This window comes from Bacteroidales bacterium (assembly GCA_014860585.1).
Taxonomy (GTDB): domain Bacteria; phylum Bacteroidota; class Bacteroidia; order Bacteroidales; family 4484-276; genus RZYY01.
Map to the genome: position 1 here is coordinate 47,245 of JACZJL010000171.1, position 25,042 is coordinate 72,286.

A 25,042-nucleotide genomic window follows, 5' to 3' on the forward strand; every position below is an offset into this window, starting at 1 on the left:
GGTTATTGAAGTGGAACCTGGTTTTGAAAATGTTTATAGTTTGATGAACCTCCGGTAGATTACGCCATCCAGAGATTCAATTTTCACGAAATAGATCCCTTTTTCCAAGCTGATCAGAGGAATCTGAATTTTTTGTCCCTCCACCTCCAGATTTCTGATTACTTTACCATCTGCAGAAAGTAACCGGAGTAAAAATTTTCCATCTTCAAACGGACAATCAATCATGATGTGATCCTTAGCCGGATTTGGGTAAATCTTTATTAAGTTTGTATGGCTTTCAGGATCAGAAGTTGACAGCCCATTCATAAAACCTTTGATACGCGACATTCCTTTTGGGTAAAAAGTACCCTCAGCATTTGGAAATAATGAATCGTACAATGCAATAAGGGACTCTTCATTGTTATTCAACGAATTGTAAAACCTAAAGTTTACGGGTTCACCTTCCTCTGCCCCGTCCTTTCCCACGGTCATTTCATCATCCCCAAAAACAGTCAGCAGCAAATTTTCAGATTCCTGTTCATCGACCTGAACCGCGCCAACACATTGCCCAAACTGATCAAATGCCCCGATAAAACCAGGTCCAGGTGTATTTAATGCTTGGCTGTCCAGGCTAAACAAATGAAATTCTCCGGTTGGTTTGAACCTCCAGGGTATTTCCGGATCCATCGCCAATATTTTCTGGCCGGAAAAAAAGAATCCTTCATACGCGGGAAAGCTAATTGTCAATGGATTCAGAAAATATCCCTGGTAACCAAAGCCAGGGTTCAGTATGGTTAATGTGTAGATTCCTCCCATCGGCCAAAAGATTTTCCCTTCGCTTAAATCAAAAAGATACAACAGGTCCTGAAGAGGATTATCGAAAAGATCCGTGATAGCAGCATTCCGGTTACTCAGGTAGGGGATAATATGGTATCCTGATGAGAATGATACCGAGTTACTTTCGGGCAAGTCACCACAAAAAGACAGTTGGTCGTCGGCCAGCATTTTAATTTTGTAGCCTGACAGGCTGTTCCAGTTACCAAGTGTGTTGGAGTTGATCGGAGGCGGGGCGTACATACCGTTCATGTTCTGGATCACCACAAGATTATCGGCAATATCTGTAAGAAGCAACTCCACATCTGGTTCGTCTGGAATTAAAAAACCCGAAATAACTGACCAGCCTTCAGGCAGGAAAATGGTTTGAACGCTGCAAATCACTTCAATTTCTTCTGATTCCGTTGTCAGATTTGCTACATCAGTGGCCCTGGCTTTAATCGTGTTCATCCCCGGGTTGAGTGAGATCGTTGACGACCAGTTACCCATCCCTTCAGCGATAAGCCAATCACCATTATTTACTGATATTTCGACCACAAAAAGATCGTTATCCGGATCGGAGGCAACTCCTGAGGTTAAAAGCGCGCAATCACAAATTTTTTCCTGGTGATATGGATAAAGAATTTCAATGGTCGGATAGCGACGGATGGTAAGGTTCAGCGTATCGGTTACCATCATGTTCAATGGAGGCAAACCAGTAACAAAAAAGATGAGATTTACACTTCCATTTGCAATATCCAACTGGCCGGGGAAATAGGTCGGATTAAAAGTGGTTTCATCAACCAAAGTGCCATCCCCGTCTGACATCCATAGTAGTGAAGTAAAATTTAGAGCGGCAGCGCCGGCAACAGCAAAGTTTTCACCTTCTGTCAAAGTTGCATTTTCACCGGCATCTGCAAAAGGTGGAGGAGGCATGGGCATTTGCTTTGCATAAGTTTTTATGCAAAGGTCATAGTTCAATCCTGTTCCATGACCTGCCTGGTACCAGGCTGCAGGCCAAATTTCGGGGTTGGGGGCTACCCAGTATTTCCCGGTTTCAATTTGCGGCATTGAGTAGGTAGGGATCGTATCCTCAATGGGAATTGGCCATTTGTTGTCAGCATTTTTTGAATCATATTTAATCTGAACGTAAAATGATTTGCCTTCAGGGATGCAAATGGTGGAATCCAGATCGAAGGTATAATATCCGGGTAAATCGCAAATCACTTCATCCATTGAAAAGAGCAGTCCGGATAGTTGATCGTTAAATTCTTCATAGATGTTAATTCCGACACCTGAACCGGCATAAAGCACAAAAGTCCCGACTTTGGTAATTTCTGTCAATCCCTCTGCACCTTCGAATTTCACCAGTCCGTATCCGGTTTCGTTTCCAAAACCTACTCCCCAGTAGCCTCCAATTTCATCGTACTGATAAAGGTACACATCCGGTTCGTGCTCCATCACATCAGGCCAGTAGCCGTTATATTGCAAGAATTGAGCATCAAAAAAAGAAACATAGTAATAGCCGGCCTCCCCCCAGTTGGGGCCATAAGTGTTTCTCACGATCCATGCGCCTGTTCCGCCGGCCGTTTGCAGGGTATCGTTCCACCCTACGATCACCCCGGCATGATTGACTGCATGTGTTCCGCCATAGAAATAAGTATTCGTTACTGTGTTAAAGTAAGTGGCGTTGTAGTACATCAACGTCCAGACCGGGCCAAATTCCAATAGGGTTTGCTTTGTGAAATCCCTGTCAAGAGGCGGAGTATAGCGCGATTGATTGATATAATAAAGCGGCGTGAGGTCATCCGGGCAGTTATCAGGGCCTGTGGTTCCACCCGGGAAGGGGTCCTGACTTTCAGCATAAGGTCCTGAGCGTCGGGCAAAATAGGAGGTGGCCATCCAGTGGTTACCATTCGTACTGCGTTCGGGTAAGTATTTATGGCAGTATTTCAGGTTGTTATCCGAAAGATCGTAAGTACCCATGCCCAGCATCAGCCAGCGGGATTCCACCGCACCCATCACCGAATAGGCCCAGCACCCGCCGGAAGATTGCGTCTTCACCGATGTGAGCCAGGGTGTCTGTCGCATGTCATACACCAATGGCAAATCGCGCGATGGTTGAGTTTTGATATTAATCCATGGGTGATGTGCCGGTTTGACGGGAGGTAAAAGCACCCCGTTTCGCTGCATTTCCTCCAACTCTTCATCAGCGATTTTGTAATCTACATCCACAGGTGCTTTTTCAGGCCTAGGTTGACCTGAAAGAAATAGGTTGAGAAAAAACAGTACGGAAACAAGGATATATTTTTTCATAGCTTAACGAATTTGAGAACCTGCTGAAAAACCTGATTCGCATTTTTATCAAACTGGATTTGAAGAAAGTAAATGCCTGCAGGTATAGTACTTGCATCAATAGTAGGGGCTTTATCGGATGAATGCTGAAGGCTTGATATTGCCCTTCCGGTCAAATCAAATATGGTCAGCCTGATCGGTTGCAGTGTAAAACCGGGCTTTTCCACCATCTCAACCATAAAAGTTTCAGTTACCGGATTCGGGAAAATCCTGATGTCAAACCCTGCAGTTTCCGGTTTCAAAATGCCAGCCGGTGGCGGTAAAGTTCCCTGGAAAAAAGATAAGCCACCGGAATAATTTCCAACAATCATGTCAAGATAATCATCAGAATTCAAATTTGCAACAGCAACCGTACTTCGCAACCCTTCATCAATCCAGAGGTAGTTCTTCATCACCAGATCAAACTGGCCATCAAGATTGTTGTCAATCCCGGTGTAGTAATGGATCTCGCCAAACTCTGATCCGGCAAAGAGGCGGGTGTTTCCGTCCTTATCCCTGAAGAAGTGAGGAATGCAATGACCGTAAATGGAAAGATCCGGGTTACGGACATCCACTCTGCCAAGGCTGTCGGTTATAAAAGTAAAAACCGGATTTTCAGCCGTTCCGGTATTTTGAAAAAAAGTTATGGTTCCGTTACGCTTTCCAACAACCAAATCGGGCAAGCCATTACCCGTCAGATCAAAAAGTTGGGGAGCACTGTAGGAGTCAACATAAATGGATTGGTAATTTTCCTCTGCAAGGACAAAATCAGCAGGCTGTCCGGAAGAGGCAATGTTTTCGAAAAAAAGGAGGTTACCCCAGGCATTGCCGACCAGCAGGTCTTCATCGCCATCACCATCAAGGTCAGCTATTGCGGGAACCAACGCAAAGGGGGACTCTCCTTTTGGAAAATAGCCGGGTAAGTTGGCAAAATTTTTATCGATCAGTTTAAATTTGGGTGATCCGGCAGTGCCAACATTTTGCAGTAAGGCCAATTGACCCCGGTACAGGCAATTCAGATTCAGACCGGCGCCGTAAAAACAGCTATCGAGGTAACCAAAATTTCCAACCAAAATATCCGCCAACCCATCCCTGTTGTAATCAAAGAAAACAGGTGCAGCGCCAGCTCCGAAATCAAGCATTTCATCCTGAAGAAAACACTTAGTCCGCAACCGGAACTCCGGTGCATTGGTTTGGCTTACATTTTCATAATACCAAATATTATCAAGGTTTTCGGATTTTATCAAACTGGGATCGAATACCGAAGCGATAAGATCCTTTTTGCCATTGTTGTTTACATCTATGAAAGCCATCAACGGGAATGACATCAGGTCAACGGGCACATCATAAGCCGGCCAGTTGAATGTATATACTCCAATTAAAGCCTCATCGGGAGTTCCCCAGTTGGTAAGCAAAGCAGGCGCCGAAAAGTCCACATCGCCTAGCAGAAGGTCATCCAGTCCGTCACCGTTTTCATCAAAAACCAGAAAGGTTGATCCGGTATGCCGGAACTCATTTCTTTGCAACCCGCTGCCAGAAATTATGGCCTGCATGTCTTTTCCTTTTACCTCCCGCCGAAATGCAAAACACGTATCAAGATACAACTGGTTGGATTCATCACTTTCGGCAAATCGTCCCCAGCAATTTTCTGTCTTGCGGTAAATCAATGAATCAGGCACTCCGAAGTGTTCCATGGATTCGTTGGTGTGCAGCTCAACAAAAGAACCCAGTCCCCAGAAAGTTAAAATATCCAGGTCGCCGTCGTCATCAATATCAACAATTGCAGGGTAATCCACATAGGTGGTCAGGATATTCACATAACCTGATCCCTGAAAGGAAGTGAGATAAGGCGATACAACAAGTTCAAACTGGTCTGTTGCTTCCGGGCCATTGTTCCTGTAAACCTTAATGCCGGCAAACCCTTTTGAATAGGTAAAGATGTCATTCAGACCGTCCATGTTATAATCGGTAAAAATTACCCAATCGTCAAAATGAGGTAAATTTCCGCTTAGTCCCGGGTTGAACTGATAGCTGATTTGGCCGGCAACTCCGAGGTTCTTGTAGGTTAAAATGCGATTGCCATATCTATCGAAAACCACAAGGTCATTGATTCCGTCATAGTCAAGATCGGCTTCTCCAAACTGAACTGCATACAAACCTCCATTCCAGGCATTTGGGATAATATTCCCTTGCTCGTCGAATACCTGGGTCAAAAAACTCTTTTCAAAACCAAACGGAAGAGTGAATTGAGAAAATAGGTTATGAACAATCGAAAACGAGCAAATAAAAAGGAGTAACAGTTTGGTTTTCATCCGCTATAGGATTAAGAAGTAATTCAAATGGTTTAAAAGCGTTACTTTTGAGCAAATTTACACGAAAAATCATTACCATGATATTTTTAAAAAATACGGTATTGACAAGCATATCCATTAGAAATCTGCTTTTATTGCTGATTTTTTGCACCGGTTCCCTGTTTGCCCGGCAATTTGACCCGCAAACGGGATATATACCAGTGGATCAGCGCAATGGCAAGTTTGTGAAGGACTCCACCTACTTTTACAACTGGGATGTCCTGTCACTTGGCTGGGCTAATGTAGAGCGCTACAAAGTGACCGAGCGTGACCAGTTTGGCAATTACATCAGGGCTTTAACCACTGCTTTTGACCAGGAAAGTGCGACCTGGGTCAACCAGAAACGCCGGGAAAATAATTACTACGACAGTATCAATCCCCACTATATTCTTGGTTTTATCTGGGATTCAAAAGCTGAAAACTGGAAGATGTCGGATTCCATTTATTACAATACACAACGAAACCCTGTCATCTCCTGGTATAAAATTTGGGATGCCAATAAGTTCAGGTTTTCTCAGGGGAGAAGGGTTTTCTATCAATACACCGAAAATAACCTGCCGTTCCAATACGATACTGACAATTTTGATACGTTGAGCGGAAGCTGGAAGAAATACCAGCAGGTTCATTTTACCCACAACGAAAATGATCTTTTACACCAACAACTCCTGAAACTCTGGAAAGATAACTTTTTTTGGGAAGACAGCCTTCGGACAACCTACATGTACAACAATGAAAACCATGTTGGTGAGGTATTACAGGAATCATGGACTGATGAAGGTGCGTGGGAAAATACCCGAAAGACCATTCAGTTTTACACTGGTTTTGGAAGTCCGGAAGAAGTCATTCAGCTGAAATGGAACGGTCAAACCCAGGGTTGGGACAGCCTTTCCTACAGCTATTACACTTACGACGGGCAGGAGAGACCGGAGACCATCATACAGCAAAAATGGGACGACTATGTCAATGGATGGCTAAACCATTCAAAAACAATGAACTTCTATGATGAATCTGGAAACAGGGTTTCAATCCTGCAACAATACTGGGATGCGTTTGGCAACTTTTGGGTCAATCTTTCCAATAGCGCCTACAGCTTTGATGAGGATGGAAACGCCATTGGATTCACCTATCAGTTTTGGGATGAAGATTCAGAACAATGGTTCAACATTTATAAAGATGAAAGCTGGTGGTCCTTTTTCGAACCGGCCTCGGTTCAGGATGCCAGCCTTCCGCAGATTTCGGTTTTTCCCATTCCGGCTTTACAGTTTATTCAGATTGACATTCAGGAATTTTACACTGATTGTCAACTGACAATCTACAACAGCAATGGGATTCCTGTCATCAGACAATCGATTGTCAATCCTGATCAGAGGATTGATGTTTCAGCCTTACCGGCAGGAATGTACTTTGTAGAATTGGTTGTTGACGGACGCTTCGCCGTAAGAAAAGTGATGGTCAACTAACCAGCCGATCGATTTGAAAACCGCGATATTCAGCATGTTCCAAAATGAATTTGAAATTCTGGTTGCTTTGATTTAAAGTTCAGGACATCATGCAGGATTTACTCATAAAAATATTTTCTACCCATAATTTCTTGCCTCAATCAAATTTCGCTTATTTTTGGATGATGAAAAAATAAGTCATCAGCCAATCCATAGCGTATGAAAAAAATTCTATCCACTCTTTTTTTATGCCTGATTTTTGCGGGTGCAGGTTTTTCTCAACAACGAACAATTACAGGAATCGTCACATCAGAAGAGGACGGGTCGTCACTTCCGGGTGTTACGGTGTTGGTTAAAGGAACGCTTACGGGCACTGCTACTCGTATTGACGGCAAATTCACGCTACCGGGTGTTTCATCCGATGCGGTCCTTGTTTTCAGCTTTATTGGTTTTGAGAACGTGGAGGTGCCGGTTGGAGAAAACACTACATTTAACATCAAACTTCTCCCAAAGCTGGCCGAAATGGAGGAAGTGGTGGTTACTGCATTGGGTATAACCCGGCAGAAACGTGAAATAGGCTATTCAACAGAACAAATCGGGGATGAAGTGTTGCTGGAATCCAAAGCGCCAAACGTGCTGAATGCCATTGCCGGAAGGGCTGCCGGGGTTCAGATTTCTCAGCCTGACGGCGTTGAAGGCGGTTCCACCAGGATTGTAATCAGGGGAAACAACAACATTGGGGCCGACAACCAGCCACTGATTGTGGTGGACAATGTGCCGATGGAAAACGTTCCCGGTCTGACCAACATTGGTCGTGGGGTGGACTGGGGCAGTGCCATCAATGACCTGAACGTGTTCGACATCGAGACCATGACTGTAATGAAAGGAGGAGCAGCGTCGGCATTGTATGGCTCACGGGGCGCCAATGGAGTGGTCTTTATTACTACTAAACGTGGTACAAAGCAAAAGGGGATCGGAGTGACTTACAATATGGATTACAGGATCACCCAACCCTACCGCTACAGGGAAGTCCAGAATACATATGGTCACGGCGGCCCAATTTCGTTTACTCAACCCACCTTCCCCATGTCAGGTGATACCCTGCTTTACCCCGGAATTTACGGCAACGAAAACCTGATCATCAACCAGGATGGCGAAACATCAAGTACTTCGGCTGAATTTGGTTACTACGGTTCTTCGGTTTCATGGGGGCCAAAGATGGAAGGGCAAATGGTAAAATGGTGGGATGGCCAAATGAGGCCTTACTCCCCACAACCCGACAACCTGAAGATCCCCTTCGAAAGTGGCTATACCATCACCCATAATATTGCAGCCACAGGCGGAGGAGACAAAGGAACCATGAGGGTTTCGATCACCCGCCAGGACAACAAGCCCATTGTGGATAACAGCAACTTCGACCGCACGACAATCAATCTTGGCGCAAACCTGAACATCAGCAGCAAACTCAGGACTGATCTTACGATCTCCTTTGTCAATTACAACCGTCTGAACAGCCCCATGCTCGGCGAAGACGGGAATTCATTCAGCAAGGGGCTGCTCTATTCATGGCCAAGGAGTTACCAGGGCATTGACAAGGAAAACTATATCAACCCTGACGGATCACAAAATCCACAGGAAGGATATCCTTTTTATTATATCAACAAAACAATCTGGTGGGATTATTATAATAACAACACCACACTTGCCCGTGACAAATACACAGCTGCATTAACGCTGATCTATGACATCACCCCCTGGTTGCAGGCGCTGGGGCGCGTTGGCAGAGATTTCACCATCGAGCAGTTTGAAACCCGCAATAAACCCATCGATGCCATCGGCCTGATGAATGGGTATTACAGCAACAGCTTGTCAAGAAATATTGGCGACAATTACGATTTTACGCTCACTGCACAAAAAGAGAAATTCCTGGGAACGAAAATGGATGTTACAATGACCGCCGGAGCGAGCCGGTGGAATAATGACTATTATTACATTGGCGGCCATTCAGGCACATGGTACTATCCCAACATGTACACCTTTTTTAATTTCACCGAAAACACCTATACCACAGATCCCAACAACAATACGATTGTTGAGCAGTTTGGAAATTCAGCCGGATCGATGATCCCCAATGAAGGAATTATCCGGAAGAGGCATAATTCCGTTTATTCTTTTCTCAATCTGTCCTATGACAATTATCTCTTCCTCGAACTCACAGGGCGAAACGACTGGTCGTCAACGCTCCCTCCGGAAAGTAACTCGTACTTTTACCCATCCGTTTCCCTGAGTTTTATTGCAACCGAAGTAGTTGATTTTCAATCGTCAATGCCTTGGTTCAACTTTATGAAAATCAGGGGAGGGTTAGCTCAGACCGCAACAGATGCTGATCCGTATTTGCGGACTTTTTATTACAACACCTCCCTCTTCGGAGGTCAGCAATCATCAGAATTTCCCTCTACCATCCCGCCACTCAACCTGAAGCCTCAGCGGGTAAATTCTTTTGAGGCCGGTATCAATCTCGGTTTCCTGGATAATGTGATCGATGTTGATTTTACCTATTATTACCTGTACTCTTTCGATCAGATTATTCCCAATCTCCCTGTACCCAGTTCGTCCGGCGCTACAACAATTATGACCAACGAAGGTGTGCTCACGAATGAAGGGTTTGAAATTATCCTCAATACTGTCCCGGTGAAAAATAAGGACTGGATAGTAAGAACAGGGATCAACCTGGCGCGGAACCGCAATAAGGTGGTCAGCCTTGGCGGCGACGCCGATACTTATTTACTGGCCGACATCTGGGGGTTGAACGGCCCGGCGATGATCCTGAACGAGGGAGATGAGTTCGGAACCATCAGCGGATACGATTATATTTATGATGACAACGGTAACCGGGTGGTAAATGACGAAGGCACCAAATACCTGATCACCGACACCCGTGTTCCGATTGGCAATGCATCGCCGGATTTCATCGCCGGATGGAATGCCTCTGCTGAGTTCAAAGGATTCCGGTTGACCGCGCTGATTGACACCAAATGGGGTGGCGATATTTATGCCGGTTCTTATGTGATTGGGCTGCAGACCGGGCAGAGTCCCGAAACACTTGTCGAACGCGAAGGGGGCGGACTGCCCTATACCGATCCCGACGGGAATACAAGCAACATTGGAATCATCCTCGACGGTGTTCATGAAGATGGAACTCCCAACACTACAGTTGTTCACTACTATTACAAATACCTGCCCAATGCCGGTGGCTGGGGGAAATTCGTTTCCACACCCGGGATCATCGAAAATACCTGGGTGAAAATGAGAGAAATCTCACTTTCTTACACCATTCCCCAGAAGTTTTTAGGTAAAACGAAGGTGTTTCAAAACCTGACCTTATCGATAACTGGCCGGGATTTGTTTTACATCTACACTACCCTTCCAGATCAAATCAACCCGGAAGGCATTATGGGATCGGGCAATGCGCAGGGCTTCGAATGGGCTTCATTCCCGGGAACCAGATCCTGGATTTTTGGATTAAGTGCTTCATTTTAACTATTTAACCAGATGATAAAATGAAAAATATCAGATACATACTTCTTACTTCAATTTACATTATTCTTGCATTGTTCTCCTCCTGCACCAAAGATTTCGATGAGATTAACACTAACCCACAAGGATTTACCACTGCCAGCGACGGGTCACTTTTCAACAGCGTGATTAAATCCTTGCAACCGGGGTGGAACGAACAGTTTTACATTTACAATGAGATACTCTACAAACAAACCGAAATGGCGGCGCTGACCAAGGAAGCCTGGGGGAATTTTACCATCGGCACAGAGGAAATATGGGGCAATTACTACCTTACGCTACCCGAAATCAGGGATTTGGAAAAACGGTTGGAAGATTACCTTGTAGCCTATGATGATACGCTGGTGATAGCCAATGTCAACAATATGAAAGCAATGCTTAAAATTGTTATTGCTCTGAAAACCTTCAAAGTGACTGATCTTTTTGGTGATATGCCATTTTCGGAAGCTGGTTATGGATTTCAGGATCTCGCATTGCTCTATCCCAAATACGATAAACAGCGGGATATTTACCTGCAACTGCTCGATGACCTGGAGTGGGCTGATGAACACATCGACGAAACAGTGCCCCAAAAGGAACCTTTCACCTCCTTCAAGGCATTTGACAAGTTGTTTAACGGCGATTTACTCCTTTGGAAAAAGCTGGCCAATTCGCTCAGATTACGTCATGCGCTGCGGATGTCAGAAAAAGAACCTGAGATTGCCGGTAATATCATTAAAGATGTGATTGAGAACAACAGGCCGATATTTTTCGGTTACGATTTTATAACACCAGTTCTTGAAAGTGCCTGCTTATGGCCTTCGGCGATGGGTTTTAAGAACGAAAGCCTCAACTGGTCTTTCCGCGAGCACAACAACCTCAGGTTGGGAACAAACATCTGGCGATTGCTTTCCGCTCACGACAGCACCGACGGAAGCGGGATTTTTGACCCACGTGCGTTTATTTTCTTTGAAACCAATAACGCCAACAAATGGGTTGCGTACCCGCAACTGCCTGATATCAATACCCCTTCTTCAGGCGGCATCCCCTACGGTACCCATCGTGACCAGGTAGGCGCTTTTGAGATCAAAGGAGAAACCAACATCTACTCACCGTTCAACTATTTTATTGTAAGAGACGAAGATTATATGCCCATTCCGATCATTACCGGTGCTGAAATTCATTACATCAAATCTGAAATCTATTTCCGTGGAATCGGGGTTACTGAAGACAAAATGCAGGCAGAAATAGAATACCTCAACGGAATAAACTCCTCGGTTGAGTGGTGGATGAATGTGGCTGAAAACTCAAGATTGCCTTCATCAGGAATGACTTTCCCCGAGATGATCAGTATTCCTTCAAACCTGAGCTCATCCTCAGTTCAATTCCGGTTTGGCTTTTGGAACGCGACTTCTGATGAAGAGAAGCTGAGATTCATCTATACCCAGAGATGCATCGATTCATTCAGACAGCCGGCTGAGTTGTATGCACTTGCAAGACGGACAGGCATGACCCCCCGGCAAGGTGATCCAATCGCGCATTTCCGTTTACCCTATCCGCCTTCGGAAGCAGAAAATAACTCCGCAAACTGGATGCAGGCGATTGCCAACCAGGGTGGCGACACCCCGGAGTTTAAAATCTGGTGGATACCGTAATTTTTTAACAAAGCAAATGAATTCATTCAATCAGTATTAACCATTAATTTCAAATTCTATGAAAAAGATTTACAATCAAATGCTCGCGCTGATGGTGACAATTTTCCTGTTGTCACCGGTTTTGGTCCAATCACAATCCAATCAGTACCTCCACTTCGACAAAGTGGACGATTATGTGATCCTGCAAAATGCCTCCCAGTATTTCTCAGGTACTACCCAACTAACCATCACCGGTTGGTTTTACTGCGATGCGCTTTCATACGGCCAGGGCTATATGGGATTCAGGGCAGGTTCCGGAACAGCGGAATTTTACCTGATCCAGCTGAACAACGGTATGATGGAATGCAGGCTGTTAACCACCACCGGACTGCATGAGTATGTGGCGCCGGCAAACACAGTAATACCTCAGATTTGGCAACACATCGCCTGGGTTTTTGATGTGAATTCCATAAAACTCTATGTGAACGGGGCACTAAAAGGGAGTGCTGCTGCCTCGGGCGTTTTCCAGGGTGAAAACGTTCCTTTCGCCATTGGCAAAAGTACATTAGGGGGTTTTAATTTTGTTTATGGTGGACGGGTTGACGAGGTTTCCGCCTGGAACAAGGCATTGTCTCAGACTGAAATTCAGGATATGATGGACAATGAACTGACCGGCAACGAAGAAGGTTTACAACTTTATTACAAGTTTAACCAGGGTGAGCCGGGTGGAAACAATACTTCGATCACCCACCTGATCAGTGAGATCGGCAGTGGAGAAAGAGATGCAGAACTGATGAACTTTGCACTGATTGGAGAAACATCCAACTTCAATGGTACCCTCAATCCCGGCTACCAGGCCATTTCCTTTCCTCAAATTCCCAATCATCTTACCAGCGATCCCCCATTTGCCATCGAAGCCACTGCTACCTCCGGCCTTGAAGTATTTTTTGAAGTCCTCTCCGGACCAGCTACCATTGATGGCAATATTGTGACATTGACCGGCGAACCCGGCGAAGTCAGCATCAGGGCAACCCAACCGGGAAATTCAACGTTTGACCCGGCCATTCCGGTGATCAATAATTTTATGGTGCTTGACCCGGACACCTTTGTGCCCGAAATTGACCCAAGACATCCGCTTCCCGGAGATGTTTTCGTGTCCAACCTCTCCCAGATCAGACTCACTGCAAAAGCAACCATTGATTATCCTGAACTATTTTGGGTGCAAGGCGTTCAATTTGTGATTAACGGGCAGACCATCCAGGCCAATGATCCGCTGGGAACCGGATATTTCACCGGTTGGTGGACTCCTCCGGCCTACGGAAATTACACCATTTCGATCGTATCGTCGAACAACTTTGGCGCCTCTGCCACCGAAACCGTGAATGTTAACATCACATCAAGCGCTTACAATATGGAGGTTGTAGCTTTCGAAGGTGTGTGGTTAAGTCCCAGCAATGTAACCCAGGTCGTTGAAGGCGAATTGCCCTCTTACCTGGGTGCTTTCAGCCAGGTCAACGCAACCCTCGAGGTGAGCTGCCCTCAGAATGGCTGCGGTGAATGGGACCGTGTGGCTCACGTTGAAGCCATGAGCCTTGATGGTGAATGGTTCGAAATCATCCGCTACATTACCCCTTACGGCGTGCCCTGTTCTCACCAGATTGATCTTACCGATTACATGTCGCTGCTTCAGGGAAAAGTTGCCTTCAGGCTTCATTGCGCCACACTTGATAATGGGTTCGTGTATAAACTAAAGCTTAATTACACGGAAGGACAGCCCGATTATCTGTACAGCAATGTATTCAACATTTGGCAGGACACCTACCAGTTCGGCGATTATGCCAACCTGCAGCCGGTGGAAGATCAGAATTTTCAGTTTCCTTCCAATGCATCGGCTGCACGCCTGAAACTGGTCTCGAGCGGTCATGGCTGGGGAGACCTGAACACGGGCAATGCAGCAGAATTTTACAACGCTACCCATCACATTTGGGTAAATGGGGCACAAACTTTCACCCAACACAACTGGAGCACCTGTAACCCAAACCCTGACGGATGTCAGCCACAAAACGGAACCTGGTACCACAACCGGGCCGGCTGGTGCCCCGGTTCCATCGCTCCCTGGTTCGACTATGACATGACCCCTTACATTTCAGGAGGAAATGCCACCTTGAAATATGTTTTCTACGAGCAATATGTTGATTTCTGTCACCCTAACCATCCTGACTGTGTGACCGGAGTGACCTGTGCCGACTGTAACGACGGGTTCAACCCTCACCTCATTGTTGCCTGCAACATGGTGGTTTTTTCAGACAATTACTTTGTTGGCATCGAAAAACAGGATTTGAACGCAGAATTTACCATCAGGCCTAACCCAAGCAGCGGACTTGTGGAGGTATTTTCAACAAGGGCAAAATCAGGGCAAAATTCAGTTATTAAGGTAATGAACATGACCGGAACCACGGTGGAACAGTTTAACTGGAACGGAACTGCTGTCCAACTGGATCTGTCACATCATCCCAAAGGTGTTTATTTCCTTTTAATCCAAACCAACCAGAAAAATGAAGTAAAAAAACTGGTCATCCAGTAAAACACAAATTTGCCTATAAAATCAATCCGGCAGGTCATTCCTCATGCCTGCCGGATTTCTTTCAAATTTTTGACTGTCAGAAAACACCCTGAATCTGATTTTCAACGATTTAATTACCCCGCCCTAAAGGGAGTAAATCGTTGAAAATCATTGCTCCCGGAATTTATCCCGAGACTTCGGGAGGGTTGGGGCTAACAATGATTTTCAACATTTGGAGTTTTCTGGTAGTCACTAATTTGATCAAATCCTTAGTAAACCGGATTAACACATTTTCAACATGCAAGCAAAAAAGATTTTCGTTTTATTACTGCTAACCATAACTACATTAATAATTTCCGCCCAGACCCGGCAAAATTTCCGGGTTCCCGATATTCCGGGCTACCTGACTTTGAAAGGTGACTTCCACATGCATACGCCATTCTCCGACGGAACGGTATGGCCTGCCGACCGGGTAAAAGAAGCCTGGCGAGACGGACTGGATGTGATCGCCATTACCGATCATGTGGAATATAATCCCAACAAAAAAGATGTCAGCACCGATTTGAACCGTCCTTACGAGATTGCCTTTCCTGTAGCTGAAAAATATGGAATCCTGCTGATTCGGGCAGCCGAAATCACCCGAAGTATGCCTCCAGGTCATTTTAACGCTTACTTTCTGACTGACGCCAACCTGCTCAGGCATGCTGATGTTGATTCTGCTTTCCAGGCTGCAGCCGATCAGGGTGCATATTTTATTTGGAACCACCCGGGTTGGAAAGCACAACAGCCCGATTCAACCCATTGGTTCCCCATCCACACCGAATTTCACCAAAAAGGCTGGCTGCATGGTATTGAAGTGTTTAACGAAAAGGAATTTTACCCGGTCGTATTACGCTGGGCAACAGAGAAAAACCTGACCTGTTTTGCCAATTCCGATGTGCATGAACCCATTGATTTCCTTTATGATCCCTCTAAAAAAGAACGCAGGCCGATGACCCTTGTTTTTGCAAAAGACAGAACTACCGAAGCCGTCAAAGAAGCATTTTTTGAGCACAGAACCCTCGCTTTTTTCAATGATACCCTGGCTGGAAATGAAATATGGCTGAAAGCGCTGATCGGGCAGTGTATCGCCCTGCAAAAAAGCAGCATTAAGATCAATGAAAAGAATGAGGCCGTACTGATTCTCAATAATCTCTCAGACATTCCTTTTCGACTAACAGGGATCAGCACCGATGATTTTTCACTCCCCGCCACAATTGAGCTTAATGCCAATTCCTCTACCCAGGTTAGCGTCAGGAATATAAAAAAAACAAATTTGGAAGGGAAGCAGTCACAGCTCGCTTTCACGGTGAAAAACGCATTATCAGGCGACGGAAATCCATTGACGATTGGATTGAATTTGAAATTCCACGATTGATCTGCTGACAGGGGGCTATGCATTGCAAAATTGTCAGATTCACCTCCCTTCCATCGAACTTGTAATCTTTTTACCCTTATCTTCAGAAAAAACGATTGAGTTTGCAAAGCCAAACTGCGTTGCGTTCAACTTGGTTTTCAATAGTGGTGGCAAGGTCGTTTTTGTTAATTTTGCCGGTGTTATTAAAAAAATAATTTGAAATCAATTTAAAGATTTTAAAAATACAAATTCTCTGAGGATCTATGCTATGGCAAAAATACTGGTAATTGACGACGAACGGAGCATCCGCAACACATTGCGTGATATTTTGGAATACGAAAACTACAAAGTGGATGATGCAGAGAATGGCATGGAAGGGCTTAAACTGGCCAACAGCAAAAAGTATGACCTGATCCTGCTCGACATCAAGATGCCCGGGATGGATGGCATCGAAACACTGGAGCACATCATGAAGTTTTCGGATACGCCGGTAGTGATGATTTCGGGGCACGGGACGATTGAGACCGCTGTAGAGGCCATCAAGAAAGGCGCTTACGACTACATTGCCAAGCCACTCGACCTGAACCGGCTGCTGGTAACCATCCGCAACGCAGTTGACAAATCGAATCTGGTGAAGGAGACAAAAATCCTCAAGCAGGAAGTACCGCAAACCTGGGAGATGATCGGCCAGTCGCCCGCGATGATGCATGTAAAAGAGATGATCGAAAAAGTGGCGCCCTCCAATGCGCGCGTGCTCATTCAGGGCAGCAACGGAACCGGTAAAGAGTTGGTTGCCCGATGGCTGCACGAAAAAAGTCCGCGTGCCAATGCACCCTTCATCGAAGTGAATTGCGCCGCCATCCCCTCCGAGCTCATCGAAAGCCAGTTGTTCGGCCACGAAAAAGGATCGTTCACCTCGGCCATTAAACAGCGCAAAGGCGATTTTGAACTGGCCGACACAGGCACGCTGTTCCTTGACGAGATCGGAGATATGAGCTTGTCGGCACAGGCCAAGGTGCTGCGCGCTTTGCAGGAAAACAAGATCACCCGCGTCGGCGGCGAAAAGGACATCATTGTGGATGTCCGCATTATTGCTGCTACCAACAAGAACCTCAGCGAAGAGATTGCCAAAGGCAATTTCCGCGAAGACCTTTACCACCGCCTCAGCGTCATCATCATCGAAGTGCCCGATCTCAACGCACGCGAGGGAGATATCCCACTGTTGGTTGATCATTTTATGGAGGACGTCTGCAAAAAAATGGGAAAAACCCTGCTGACTTTGTCCGAAGGCGCTTACAACAAACTGGAAGCCTATCAATGGACCGGTAATGTGCGCGAGCTGCGCAATGTCGTCGAACGGCTGGCCATCCTCTGCGATAAAATTGTAACGGAAGAGGATGTGGTCAAATACCTGCAGCCGCTGCATTAAAAGGGATGGTTTATTCATAAACCTTTACAGGTCTTAATCCCGCACGTGCGGGACTGTCAGGTTTCAGTGAATTTACGTTTAGCGATAGTATCGCATGAAGCGATGCTGTCGCTTTTTGCTTCGCCTGTCCCCCATTTAGTTGAGGCTTTAGCCTGCCATGAATCATAGTCAAGCCGTGAATGCTACCAAATGACAAAAAGTTCTAAAGTGCTGGGTCTTTTGCGGATGATTCACGGGGTCACTTCAATCATGACAATTTTCATTTTCAAACAAGTACGAAAACAAATTTTCCTACATTTGCACGGGTGATTTTTGGCGGGCGGAAAATTTCGGAATGGATCACCGCGAATCATTAACATTGAAAGCTTTCGGCAATGGCAATAATTTACAAAGCAGTACCAAAGAAAAACCCGCTCAACCTGGCGCAGCCGGCACGTACAAAAGCTATCGTTGAAGTTCTGGCTCTTTCTGAAGGCTTTAGACGAGTTTACCTTAAAAAAGACCTTGATAAGGCTAAAAACCGGTATTCACCTTACAATTATTACTGACGGTTCTAATAACTATAAGTTTTTACCTTATCAACTTATGAATTTGTAACGAAAATAAAATGAAAATGAAGAATATCTTGAGTAGATTTAGAATGAAAGAAATCCATTTATTTTGGATATGCCTAATTTTTGGTCTTTTCCTAATTTATTTCATTTTTATCAGACACGACTTGATTAGAAATCCGGAGCAAAAAATCACCTTTATTATTGCATCATTCGGTATTTTATTCAGCATATTACAATTCTGGTATAATTCAATAAGACATAGAAATGATTTCTTAAGAAATATGGGATATGAAGAATATAAACGAATTAGAGAGTTGACAAATAGATTCTTCAATGCTCTGTATGAGAATATGCAAGGAGATCAAAATATTCATTTGCTTTCAAGGCAACTTGTTAATCTTAAAAATGAAATTTCTGCTATTATTCGAATTACAAATAAATCCATTTTCAAAGGAATTCTCGAAAATGATTACGTTAAAGAATTTGGCGTTAAATCTGAATCTGTTGTACTTAAAACTGATGAACTTCGTGCTAAACTAGACAAACTTTTTGAGAAAAAAGAAGCCTTAGGAAATCTAGTTGACTTTGAGATTGAGGTTGAAAAAATGAATTGGCATAATGAAATCAGAGATATAATTAAAGAACTTTATGAATTGAAGTATCATGTATTTGAATTTATGGAGAAAAAATTGGTAAAAAATTACGGTTACTAACAGCACATAATAGATAATACCTGGCTTAAGGGAAATCAATTAAAATAAAAAGCAACATCAACATACAGTAAACAAATAAATGTTCATAGAGGGAAAGTCCACAGTTTCTAACGGCAAAAACATTAACCCACAAACGATATACATACCACACCAAAATGACTCCACAACTCAAACCCCGCCAGGCGCTAAACAAAGCCTTTTGGAAGATGAAACCCAACAGGGCTGAGATGGAAAACCTTGCAGCCGATGTCATAAATCTGTGAAACAGGACTGGTATTCCTGAAAACAATTTCTTTATTAATTTTGCAAAGTATGAATGTTATTCAACAGCATATTGGCCGGATCGCTCAGCTTTGTGAATTGAACAAAGTCAGCGCCCTCTTTGCTTTTGGCTCAGTTGTTACGGACAAATTTAATCCAGACAGCGATATTGACCTGATTGTTGATTTTGATGAAAATGATCCTTTAACCTACACTGATCAATATTTTAACCTGAAGTTCCAACTCGAGGATTTGCTGAAAAGACAAATTGATCTTCTTGAACAGAAAGCAATCAGAAACAGATTTCTGCAAAGTGAAATTGATCGTACCAAAATTCAGATCTATGGAAAAGGAAATTAAAACCTGGCTTGAAGACATAAAACAATCAATTGAAGAAATCGAAGGGTTTTTGCCAGAACGAAGAATCTTTTCGGAATTTCAAAAAGACCTCAAAACAAGAAAAGCCGTCGAGAGGAATATTGAAATCATTGGCGAAGCTGTAAACAGAATTTTGAGAGCTGACCATTCAATAAAAATAACCAACGCAAGAAGAATAGTTGACACAAGAAACAGAATAAGTCATGGTTATGACACTATTTCTACAGACATCATCTGGGCTATTGCAATAAACGATCTGAAAAATTTATACATTGAGATAAAAAAGTTACTGGAAGAATAAGAGCAGAATTGACAATTAAAAGGTGCACATTCCAATAATGGTTACAAAATAAATGAACATATCCACTCAGTCACATCCCAAATGACTCCACACCCACTCAAACCCCGCCAGGCGCTGAATAAGGCCTTTTTGAAGGTGAAACCCAACAGGGCTGAGATTGAACTGTTCAAGGCCAACCTTACCGGATTGCTTGACAGGGCAAACGATCTGGAGTCGGAAGAATTTCACAAGAACCTGGTGTCGGGCTTCCTGCGGGATACGTGGTACGGGCAGCGCCATTTCATTAACACCAAAGGGAGAAACGACCTGGTAATACACAACGGGCCGGATGCCAAAAGCACCGTGGGGGTGATCATCGAAGCAAAAAAACCAGCCAACAGAGGCGAAATGGTTACTACTGAAAGACTCAACGCAAAAGCTTTTCAGGAACTGACCCTTTACTACCTGCGCGAGCGCATCACCCTCAACAACCTGGAGGTGAAACACCTGGTGATAACCAACCTTTATGAGTGGTTCATCTTCGACGCCACGCTTTTCGACCGGCTTTTTGCGCAAAACAAATTCTTTGTAAAACAATTCACCGACTTCGAGGGGGGAAGGCTGGCCGACACCAAAACCGATTTTTTCTACCGTAAGATCGCCGCACCTTTTATTGACAGCATAGCATCCGAAATCGAATTTACCTACTTCAATTTCCGCGATTATGAAAAGCCGCTGCGCAACACCGACAAGTCCGACGACACAAAACTGATCGTCCTCTTCAAGCTCCTTTCGCCCGAACACCTGCTCAAGCTCCCCTTTATGAACGACAGCAACAGCCTCGACCGCCGGTTCTACAGCGAGCTGCTGCACATCATCGGGCTTACGGAGACCAAATCGGGCGGCAAAAAACTGATCGAACGCAACAAGCCCGGTGAAAGAAATGCAGGTACCATCCTCGAAAATACCATCCTCCAACTCGAAAGCCTCGACAAGCTGAACCACCTCGAAAAAGCCGACCAGTATGGCAGCACTATGGATGAGCGGCTTTTCAATGTCGCCCTTGAACTTTCCATCACCTGGATCAATCGCATTTTATTCCTGAAGCTGCTCGAAGCACAACTGACAGCTTATCACAAGGGCGATCCATCGTATTCGTTCCTCAACCTCGAAAAAATCAACAATTACGACGACCTGAACAGTCTCTTTTTTCAGGTACTGGCATGTAAACCGCTTGAGCGGCACCCCGACGTAAAACAACTTTTCGAAAAGGTTCCGTACCTCAACTCCTCGCTGTTCGATCCTACCGATCTCGAACATGCCGCGCTGTTCATCAGCAACCTGCGCGACGACAAAGCCATTCCCATCATCCCCAGCACAGTACTGAAAGATGACCACGGGAAGCGGCGAACGGGAAACATGTCCACCCTCGAATACCTGTTTACTTTTCTGAATGCATACGACTTCAGCAGCGAAGGCTCGGAAGAAATCCAGGAGGAGAACAAAACCCTGATCAACGCTTCGGTTCTCGGATTGATCTTCGAGAAGATCAACGGCTACAAAGACGGTTCGTTTTTCACACCCGGCTTCATCACCATGTACATGTGCCGCGAAACTATCCGCAAGGCTGTGGTGCAGAAATTCAACGAAACCAAAAGCTGGAACTGTAAAGATTTCAGCGAGTTGAAAGAGGATATTCAGGAGGTCATCAGGAAGGGGAACCGGAAAGAGGTGCGCGCCGACGCAAACAGAATTGTGAACAGCATCAAAATTTGCGATCCGGCAGTGGGCTCCGGACACTTCCTGGTTTCGGCGCTCAATGAAATGATCGCCATCAAAAGCGAATTGAAAATACTTGTTGACAAAGCACTGGAACCCATCAACAGCCACCAGGTGGAGGTTGTCAACGACGAACTGGTGATCACCGACCTGGATGAACAGCTTTTCGAGTACAACCCGAACAACAGGGAGAGCCAGCGCGCGCAGGAAACGCTGTTTCATGAAAAGCAAACCATCATCGAGAACTGCCTGTTTGGCGTGGACATCAACCCCAATTCGGTGAAAATATGCCGCCTGCGCCTGTGGATCGAACTGCTGAAAAATGCTTATTACAAGCAAAACCCGTCAGGTCAGAGTGAACTCGAAACCCTTCCTAACATTGACATCAACATCAAGTGTGGCAACTCGCTGGTGAGCCGCTTTGCGCTGGATACCGACCTAAAACAGATTGCCCGGAGCGCCAAATGGAATGTCTTTTCGTACAGGAACGCCGTGGAGGCCTACAAAAAAAGTCCAGACAAGGAAATCAAGCGGGAACTGGAAAAGTTGATCCATAACATAAAGTCCAGCTATGTGGAGACCATTCAGCGGCGCAATCCTAAACTGCAGAAGTATTACAGCCTCAGGCAGGAGTACGATTATAAATTCCCCGAAAACGGGTTATTTGCTCATGACCCTGAAGTAAGCTATGGTGGAGATGCTGAAAAACTCCAAAACGAAAAACAAAGGCTTATCAACGATATTGAAAAGCTGCAGGCTGAATTAAACGCTGAGAAAACCTTCTTCGAAACGCACAATGCCTTTGAATGGCGGTTCGAATTCCCCGAAGTACTCAATGAAGACGGGGAGTTCTTGGGGTTTGACATAATCTTGGGCAACCCGCCTTACATAAGGCAGGAGGAACTTGGTGAATTAAAAAATCACCTTCAAGCCAACTATAAGGTATTTGCTTCAGGTGGCGATATTTTTTCCTACTTCTATGAATTGGCCCATAGAATTATCCATGATTATGGAAACCTCGCATTTATCAATAACACATTTGACAAAACCGCCGCAGGAAGAACACTCAGAGAGTTTGTAACCAACAACTTCAAATTTGAACGATACGTTGATTTTACCGATGTTACTGTTTTTGATGAAGCAACCACCTACCCTGTTATCTTCATCGCTCAGAAATCTGCCAGCAAAACTAGTTTCAAATTCTTCAAATACACAAAAGCTAATTTTGACAACAAAAAATTGATTTACGACGAAACTGTTTTTACTGAAATAGCTCAGGACAAAATGAATTCATCTGCATGGAATTTTATCAACCCTTTTGAGCAAAATCTTTTGTCTAAGATTCAAAACCATGAAACTGTCAAGGATAGTTTTGGCAGATGCTATCGCGGAATTCTAACTGGCTTTAACAAAGCATTCATAATCTGCCAAACAGACTATGAAAAGATTATTAGCGATGAAGAATCTTCTTTAGAAATCATTAAACCAATACTTGAAGGGAAAGATATTAAAAAGTGGACCACTTTTAGGTTTCCTTTAAAATGGGTAATATTCACAAGAAGAGGTATTGATATTTCAAGGTATCCAGCAATTGAAAGGTTTTTAAGTCAGTACAAGACAAATCTTTGCCCAAAAAGGAACAGAGAAGATAATGTCGGCAGAAAAGTAGGAAATTATAAATGGTTTGAAATTCAGGATGTTGTTGATTATTACACAGAATTTAATAAACCCAAGATCATTTTCCCAAACCTGCAAAATTCGAATAAGTTTGCTTTTGATGACACTGGAATTTATTTGAATGCGCCAGCGGTGTTTTTACCCTCAGATGATAAATCGCTCTTAGCCATTTTAAACTCCAAAGTGGTCTGGTATTTTTTAAAAAGTATCTGCGTAGTCAGAAGTGGAGGATACATTGAAGTCAAACCACAGTACTTTGAACAAATTCCTATTCCGGAAGGAGACTTAAAAACGAAAGCAACCTTAGCTGAATTAGCTGAACAGGTTATTAAACAAAAAAAGAAAAATCAGCAGACAGATATTTCAAGCCTCGAAACCCAAATAGACCAGTTTGTTTACCAGCTTTACGGATTGACTGAGGAGGAGATCAGAATTGTGGAGGAGAGTGTGCGGTAAAATAAGAAAGCCGCCGGTGGTCCCGCGTTCAGATTAGCTTACGTCATGCTTTTAAGCAATGACACCCCGTGAATTCTATTTTAGTACCAGGAGAAGTTTCACAAGAACCTGGCATCAATCTTCCCAATTAAAAATCTTCCGGCGAGAAGGTGAACCTCAGGCTTTTTGGATACTTTTGCCCGAAAACGATGATTAAAATGTTTAACGCATTCAAGTTTCAAATTTAAAATCAATGAGTGATTTAGAAAAGTATTTCAGGCAAAACGACAAGAGGCTTATTCACAAATGGGTACATTATTTTGATGTTTATGACCGGCATTTCAGCAAGTACAGAAACAAAGACATCGTAATTCTTGAAATTGGAGTATCGCAGGGTGGAAGTTTACAGATGTGGAAAAATTACTTTGGAACTGAGGCAAAAATTTATGGCATTGACATTAATCCACGGTGTAAAGAGCTGGAGGAAGAAAATATCAACATATTTATCGGATCTCAGTCAGACCGGAATTTTCTCAGGGAGGTGAAGAAGCAGGTGCCACCGATTGATATTCTGATTGATGATGGCGGTCATACTATGGTTCAGCAAATCATTAGCTTTGAGGAACTATTTGACCATGTAAAAGAGGAGGGCGTTTATTTATGTGAAGATTTGCATACCTCCTACAGGATCAAATATGGCGGGGGACATAAACGAAGAGGCACTTTCATTGAATACACCAAAAATTTTATCGACTTTTTAAATGCTTATCATTCAGAGCAAAAATCGCTTGGGGTCAATAACTTTACTAAATCCGTTGATTCAATTCATTACTACGACAGCATCATAGTGATTGAGAAACGGAAACGGGAAGAACCTTACCACGAAAAAACCGGCCACCTGTCTTTTCAGGATGTTGCCCCTGAAAGAAAGGGGATGGTGGGAAAGATCAGGTTAGGATTGCGGCAACTTCTTGTGATGATTAATGAGATCCTGCGTTTCTTCAGATTAGGCGGCTTTATCTGGAAATAGGCGCTGTCCAACACACGCTCACCGCCAAACATTCCAGCCTGCTTCAAGGCAAAGTCACCCCGTGAATGCAATCAGGCTTCCACCAAGATTTCAACTTCATCGACTTTTGCAAACGATTCACGGGGTGACTTTCAGTGAAACAGTGGAGTCACCCCGTGAATGCAATCAGGCGACCACCAAACTTTCAACTTCACCGGCTTTTACAAACGATTCATGGAGTGACTTTTATTGAAACAGGTCACCGTGCGTTCAGCTTAGGCTCCAGCCTAAGCTGCATTTATTTCTGCAGGCTCCAGCCTGCTTCGAGGCAAAGTCACCCCGTGAATGCAATCAGGCGACCACCAAACTTTCAACTTCATCGACTTTTGCAAACGATTCACGGGGTGACTTTCAGTGAAACAGTGGAGTCACCCCGTGAATGCAATCAGGCGACCACCAAACT

At 44.3% G+C, this 25,042-nt stretch carries 14 protein-coding genes; 12 read left to right on the forward strand and 2 right to left on the reverse strand.

What is annotated here, in order from left to right:
• Positions 1-33: 33 nt before the first annotated feature.
• On the reverse strand, positions 34-3,108 hold the full coding sequence (locus tag IH598_16530; GenBank protein MBE0640121.1) for a T9SS type A sorting domain-containing protein: 3,075 nt from the start codon (positions 3,106-3,108) through the stop codon (positions 34-36).
• Positions 3,105-5,438 carry a T9SS type A sorting domain-containing protein gene (locus tag IH598_16535; protein MBE0640122.1) on the reverse strand — a complete coding sequence of 778 codons (2,334 nt, stop codon included), beginning with the start codon at positions 5,436-5,438 and terminating at the stop codon, positions 3,105-3,107. Before IH598_16535 ends, IH598_16530 begins: the two co-directional genes overlap by 4 nt.
• A gap of 77 nt (positions 5,439-5,515) precedes the next feature.
• Here IH598_16535 and IH598_16540 point away from each other — a divergent pair, with 77 nt between their 5' ends.
• The 12 genes from IH598_16540 to IH598_16595 all read left to right on the forward strand — a co-directional run bounded on the left by IH598_16540 (position 5,516) and on the right by IH598_16595 (position 24,600).
• Positions 5,516-6,937, forward strand: coding sequence for a T9SS type A sorting domain-containing protein (locus IH598_16540; GenBank protein ID MBE0640123.1), 1,422 nt, complete (start codon positions 5,516-5,518; stop codon positions 6,935-6,937).
• A 198-nt stretch (positions 6,938-7,135) separates the two neighbouring features.
• The gene (locus tag IH598_16545; protein ID MBE0640124.1) at positions 7,136-10,456 is read left to right on the forward strand and encodes a SusC/RagA family TonB-linked outer membrane protein; all 3,321 of its coding nucleotides are present in this window, start codon (positions 7,136-7,138) and stop codon (positions 10,454-10,456) included.
• Positions 10,457-10,476: 20 nt separating this feature from the next.
• Positions 10,477-12,126, forward strand: coding sequence for a SusD/RagB family nutrient-binding outer membrane lipoprotein (locus tag IH598_16550; GenBank protein MBE0640125.1), 1,650 nt, complete (start codon positions 10,477-10,479; stop codon positions 12,124-12,126).
• Between the two features lie 58 nt (positions 12,127-12,184).
• Positions 12,185-14,689, forward strand: a complete 2,505-nt coding sequence (locus IH598_16555; GenBank protein ID MBE0640126.1) for a T9SS type A sorting domain-containing protein — start codon at positions 12,185-12,187, stop codon at positions 14,687-14,689.
• 277 nt (positions 14,690-14,966) lie between these two features.
• The gene (locus IH598_16560; protein ID MBE0640127.1) at positions 14,967-16,085 is read left to right on the forward strand and encodes a histidinol-phosphatase; all 1,119 of its coding nucleotides are present in this window, start codon (positions 14,967-14,969) and stop codon (positions 16,083-16,085) included.
• Positions 16,086-16,332: 247 nt separating this feature from the next.
• Positions 16,333-17,493, forward strand: coding sequence for a sigma-54-dependent Fis family transcriptional regulator (locus IH598_16565; GenBank protein MBE0640128.1), 1,161 nt, complete (start codon positions 16,333-16,335; stop codon positions 17,491-17,493).
• A gap of 374 nt (positions 17,494-17,867) precedes the next feature.
• Positions 17,868-18,041, forward strand: coding sequence for a hypothetical protein (locus IH598_16570; GenBank protein MBE0640129.1), 174 nt, complete (start codon positions 17,868-17,870; stop codon positions 18,039-18,041).
• Positions 18,042-18,106: 65 nt separating this feature from the next.
• A complete protein-coding gene (locus IH598_16575) occupies positions 18,107-18,760 on the forward strand; it encodes a hypothetical protein (protein MBE0640130.1) in 654 nt (217 codons plus the stop codon).
• Positions 18,761-19,072: 312 nt separating this feature from the next.
• A complete protein-coding gene (locus IH598_16580) occupies positions 19,073-19,381 on the forward strand; it encodes a nucleotidyltransferase domain-containing protein (protein MBE0640131.1) in 309 nt (102 codons plus the stop codon).
• Positions 19,365-19,700 carry a DUF86 domain-containing protein gene (locus IH598_16585; protein ID MBE0640132.1) on the forward strand — a complete coding sequence of 112 codons (336 nt, stop codon included), beginning with the start codon at positions 19,365-19,367 and terminating at the stop codon, positions 19,698-19,700. Before IH598_16580 ends, IH598_16585 begins: the two co-directional genes overlap by 17 nt.
• A gap of 81 nt (positions 19,701-19,781) precedes the next feature.
• Positions 19,782-23,591: an Eco57I restriction-modification methylase domain-containing protein gene (locus IH598_16590; GenBank protein ID MBE0640133.1), complete on the forward strand. Its 3,810-nt coding sequence runs from the start codon at positions 19,782-19,784 to the stop codon at positions 23,589-23,591.
• Positions 23,592-23,823: 232 nt separating this feature from the next.
• Positions 23,824-24,600 (forward strand): class I SAM-dependent methyltransferase, encoded by a 777-nt coding sequence (locus IH598_16595; GenBank protein ID MBE0640134.1) that lies wholly within the window; start codon positions 23,824-23,826, stop codon positions 24,598-24,600.
• The last annotated feature ends 442 nt before the right edge of the window (positions 24,601-25,042 follow it).

What these genes read in the sequence shown, in the direction of transcription:
- IH598_16530 (MBE0640121.1), bottom strand. Translation starts at nt 3,108, where the DNA reads ATGAAAAAATATATCCTTGTTTCCGTACTGTTTTTTCTCAACCTATTT.
- IH598_16535 (MBE0640122.1), bottom strand. Translation starts at nt 5,438, where the DNA reads ATGAAAACCAAACTGTTACTCCTTTTTATTTGCTCGTTTTCGATTGTT.
- IH598_16540 (MBE0640123.1), top strand. Translation starts at nt 5,516, where the DNA reads ATGATATTTTTAAAAAATACGGTATTGACAAGCATATCCATTAGAAAT.
- IH598_16545 (MBE0640124.1), top strand. Translation starts at nt 7,136, where the DNA reads ATGAAAAAAATTCTATCCACTCTTTTTTTATGCCTGATTTTTGCGGGT.
- IH598_16550 (MBE0640125.1), top strand. Translation starts at nt 10,477, where the DNA reads ATGAAAAATATCAGATACATACTTCTTACTTCAATTTACATTATTCTT.
- IH598_16555 (MBE0640126.1), top strand. Translation starts at nt 12,185, where the DNA reads ATGAAAAAGATTTACAATCAAATGCTCGCGCTGATGGTGACAATTTTC.
- IH598_16560 (MBE0640127.1), top strand. Translation starts at nt 14,967, where the DNA reads ATGCAAGCAAAAAAGATTTTCGTTTTATTACTGCTAACCATAACTACA.
- IH598_16565 (MBE0640128.1), top strand. Translation starts at nt 16,333, where the DNA reads ATGGCAAAAATACTGGTAATTGACGACGAACGGAGCATCCGCAACACA.
- IH598_16570 (MBE0640129.1), top strand. Translation starts at nt 17,868, where the DNA reads ATGGCAATAATTTACAAAGCAGTACCAAAGAAAAACCCGCTCAACCTG.
- IH598_16575 (MBE0640130.1), top strand. Translation starts at nt 18,107, where the DNA reads ATGAAGAATATCTTGAGTAGATTTAGAATGAAAGAAATCCATTTATTT.
- IH598_16580 (MBE0640131.1), top strand. Translation starts at nt 19,073, where the DNA reads ATGAATGTTATTCAACAGCATATTGGCCGGATCGCTCAGCTTTGTGAA.
- IH598_16585 (MBE0640132.1), top strand. Translation starts at nt 19,365, where the DNA reads ATGGAAAAGGAAATTAAAACCTGGCTTGAAGACATAAAACAATCAATT.
- IH598_16590 (MBE0640133.1), top strand. Translation starts at nt 19,782, where the DNA reads ATGACTCCACACCCACTCAAACCCCGCCAGGCGCTGAATAAGGCCTTT.
- IH598_16595 (MBE0640134.1), top strand. Translation starts at nt 23,824, where the DNA reads ATGAGTGATTTAGAAAAGTATTTCAGGCAAAACGACAAGAGGCTTATT.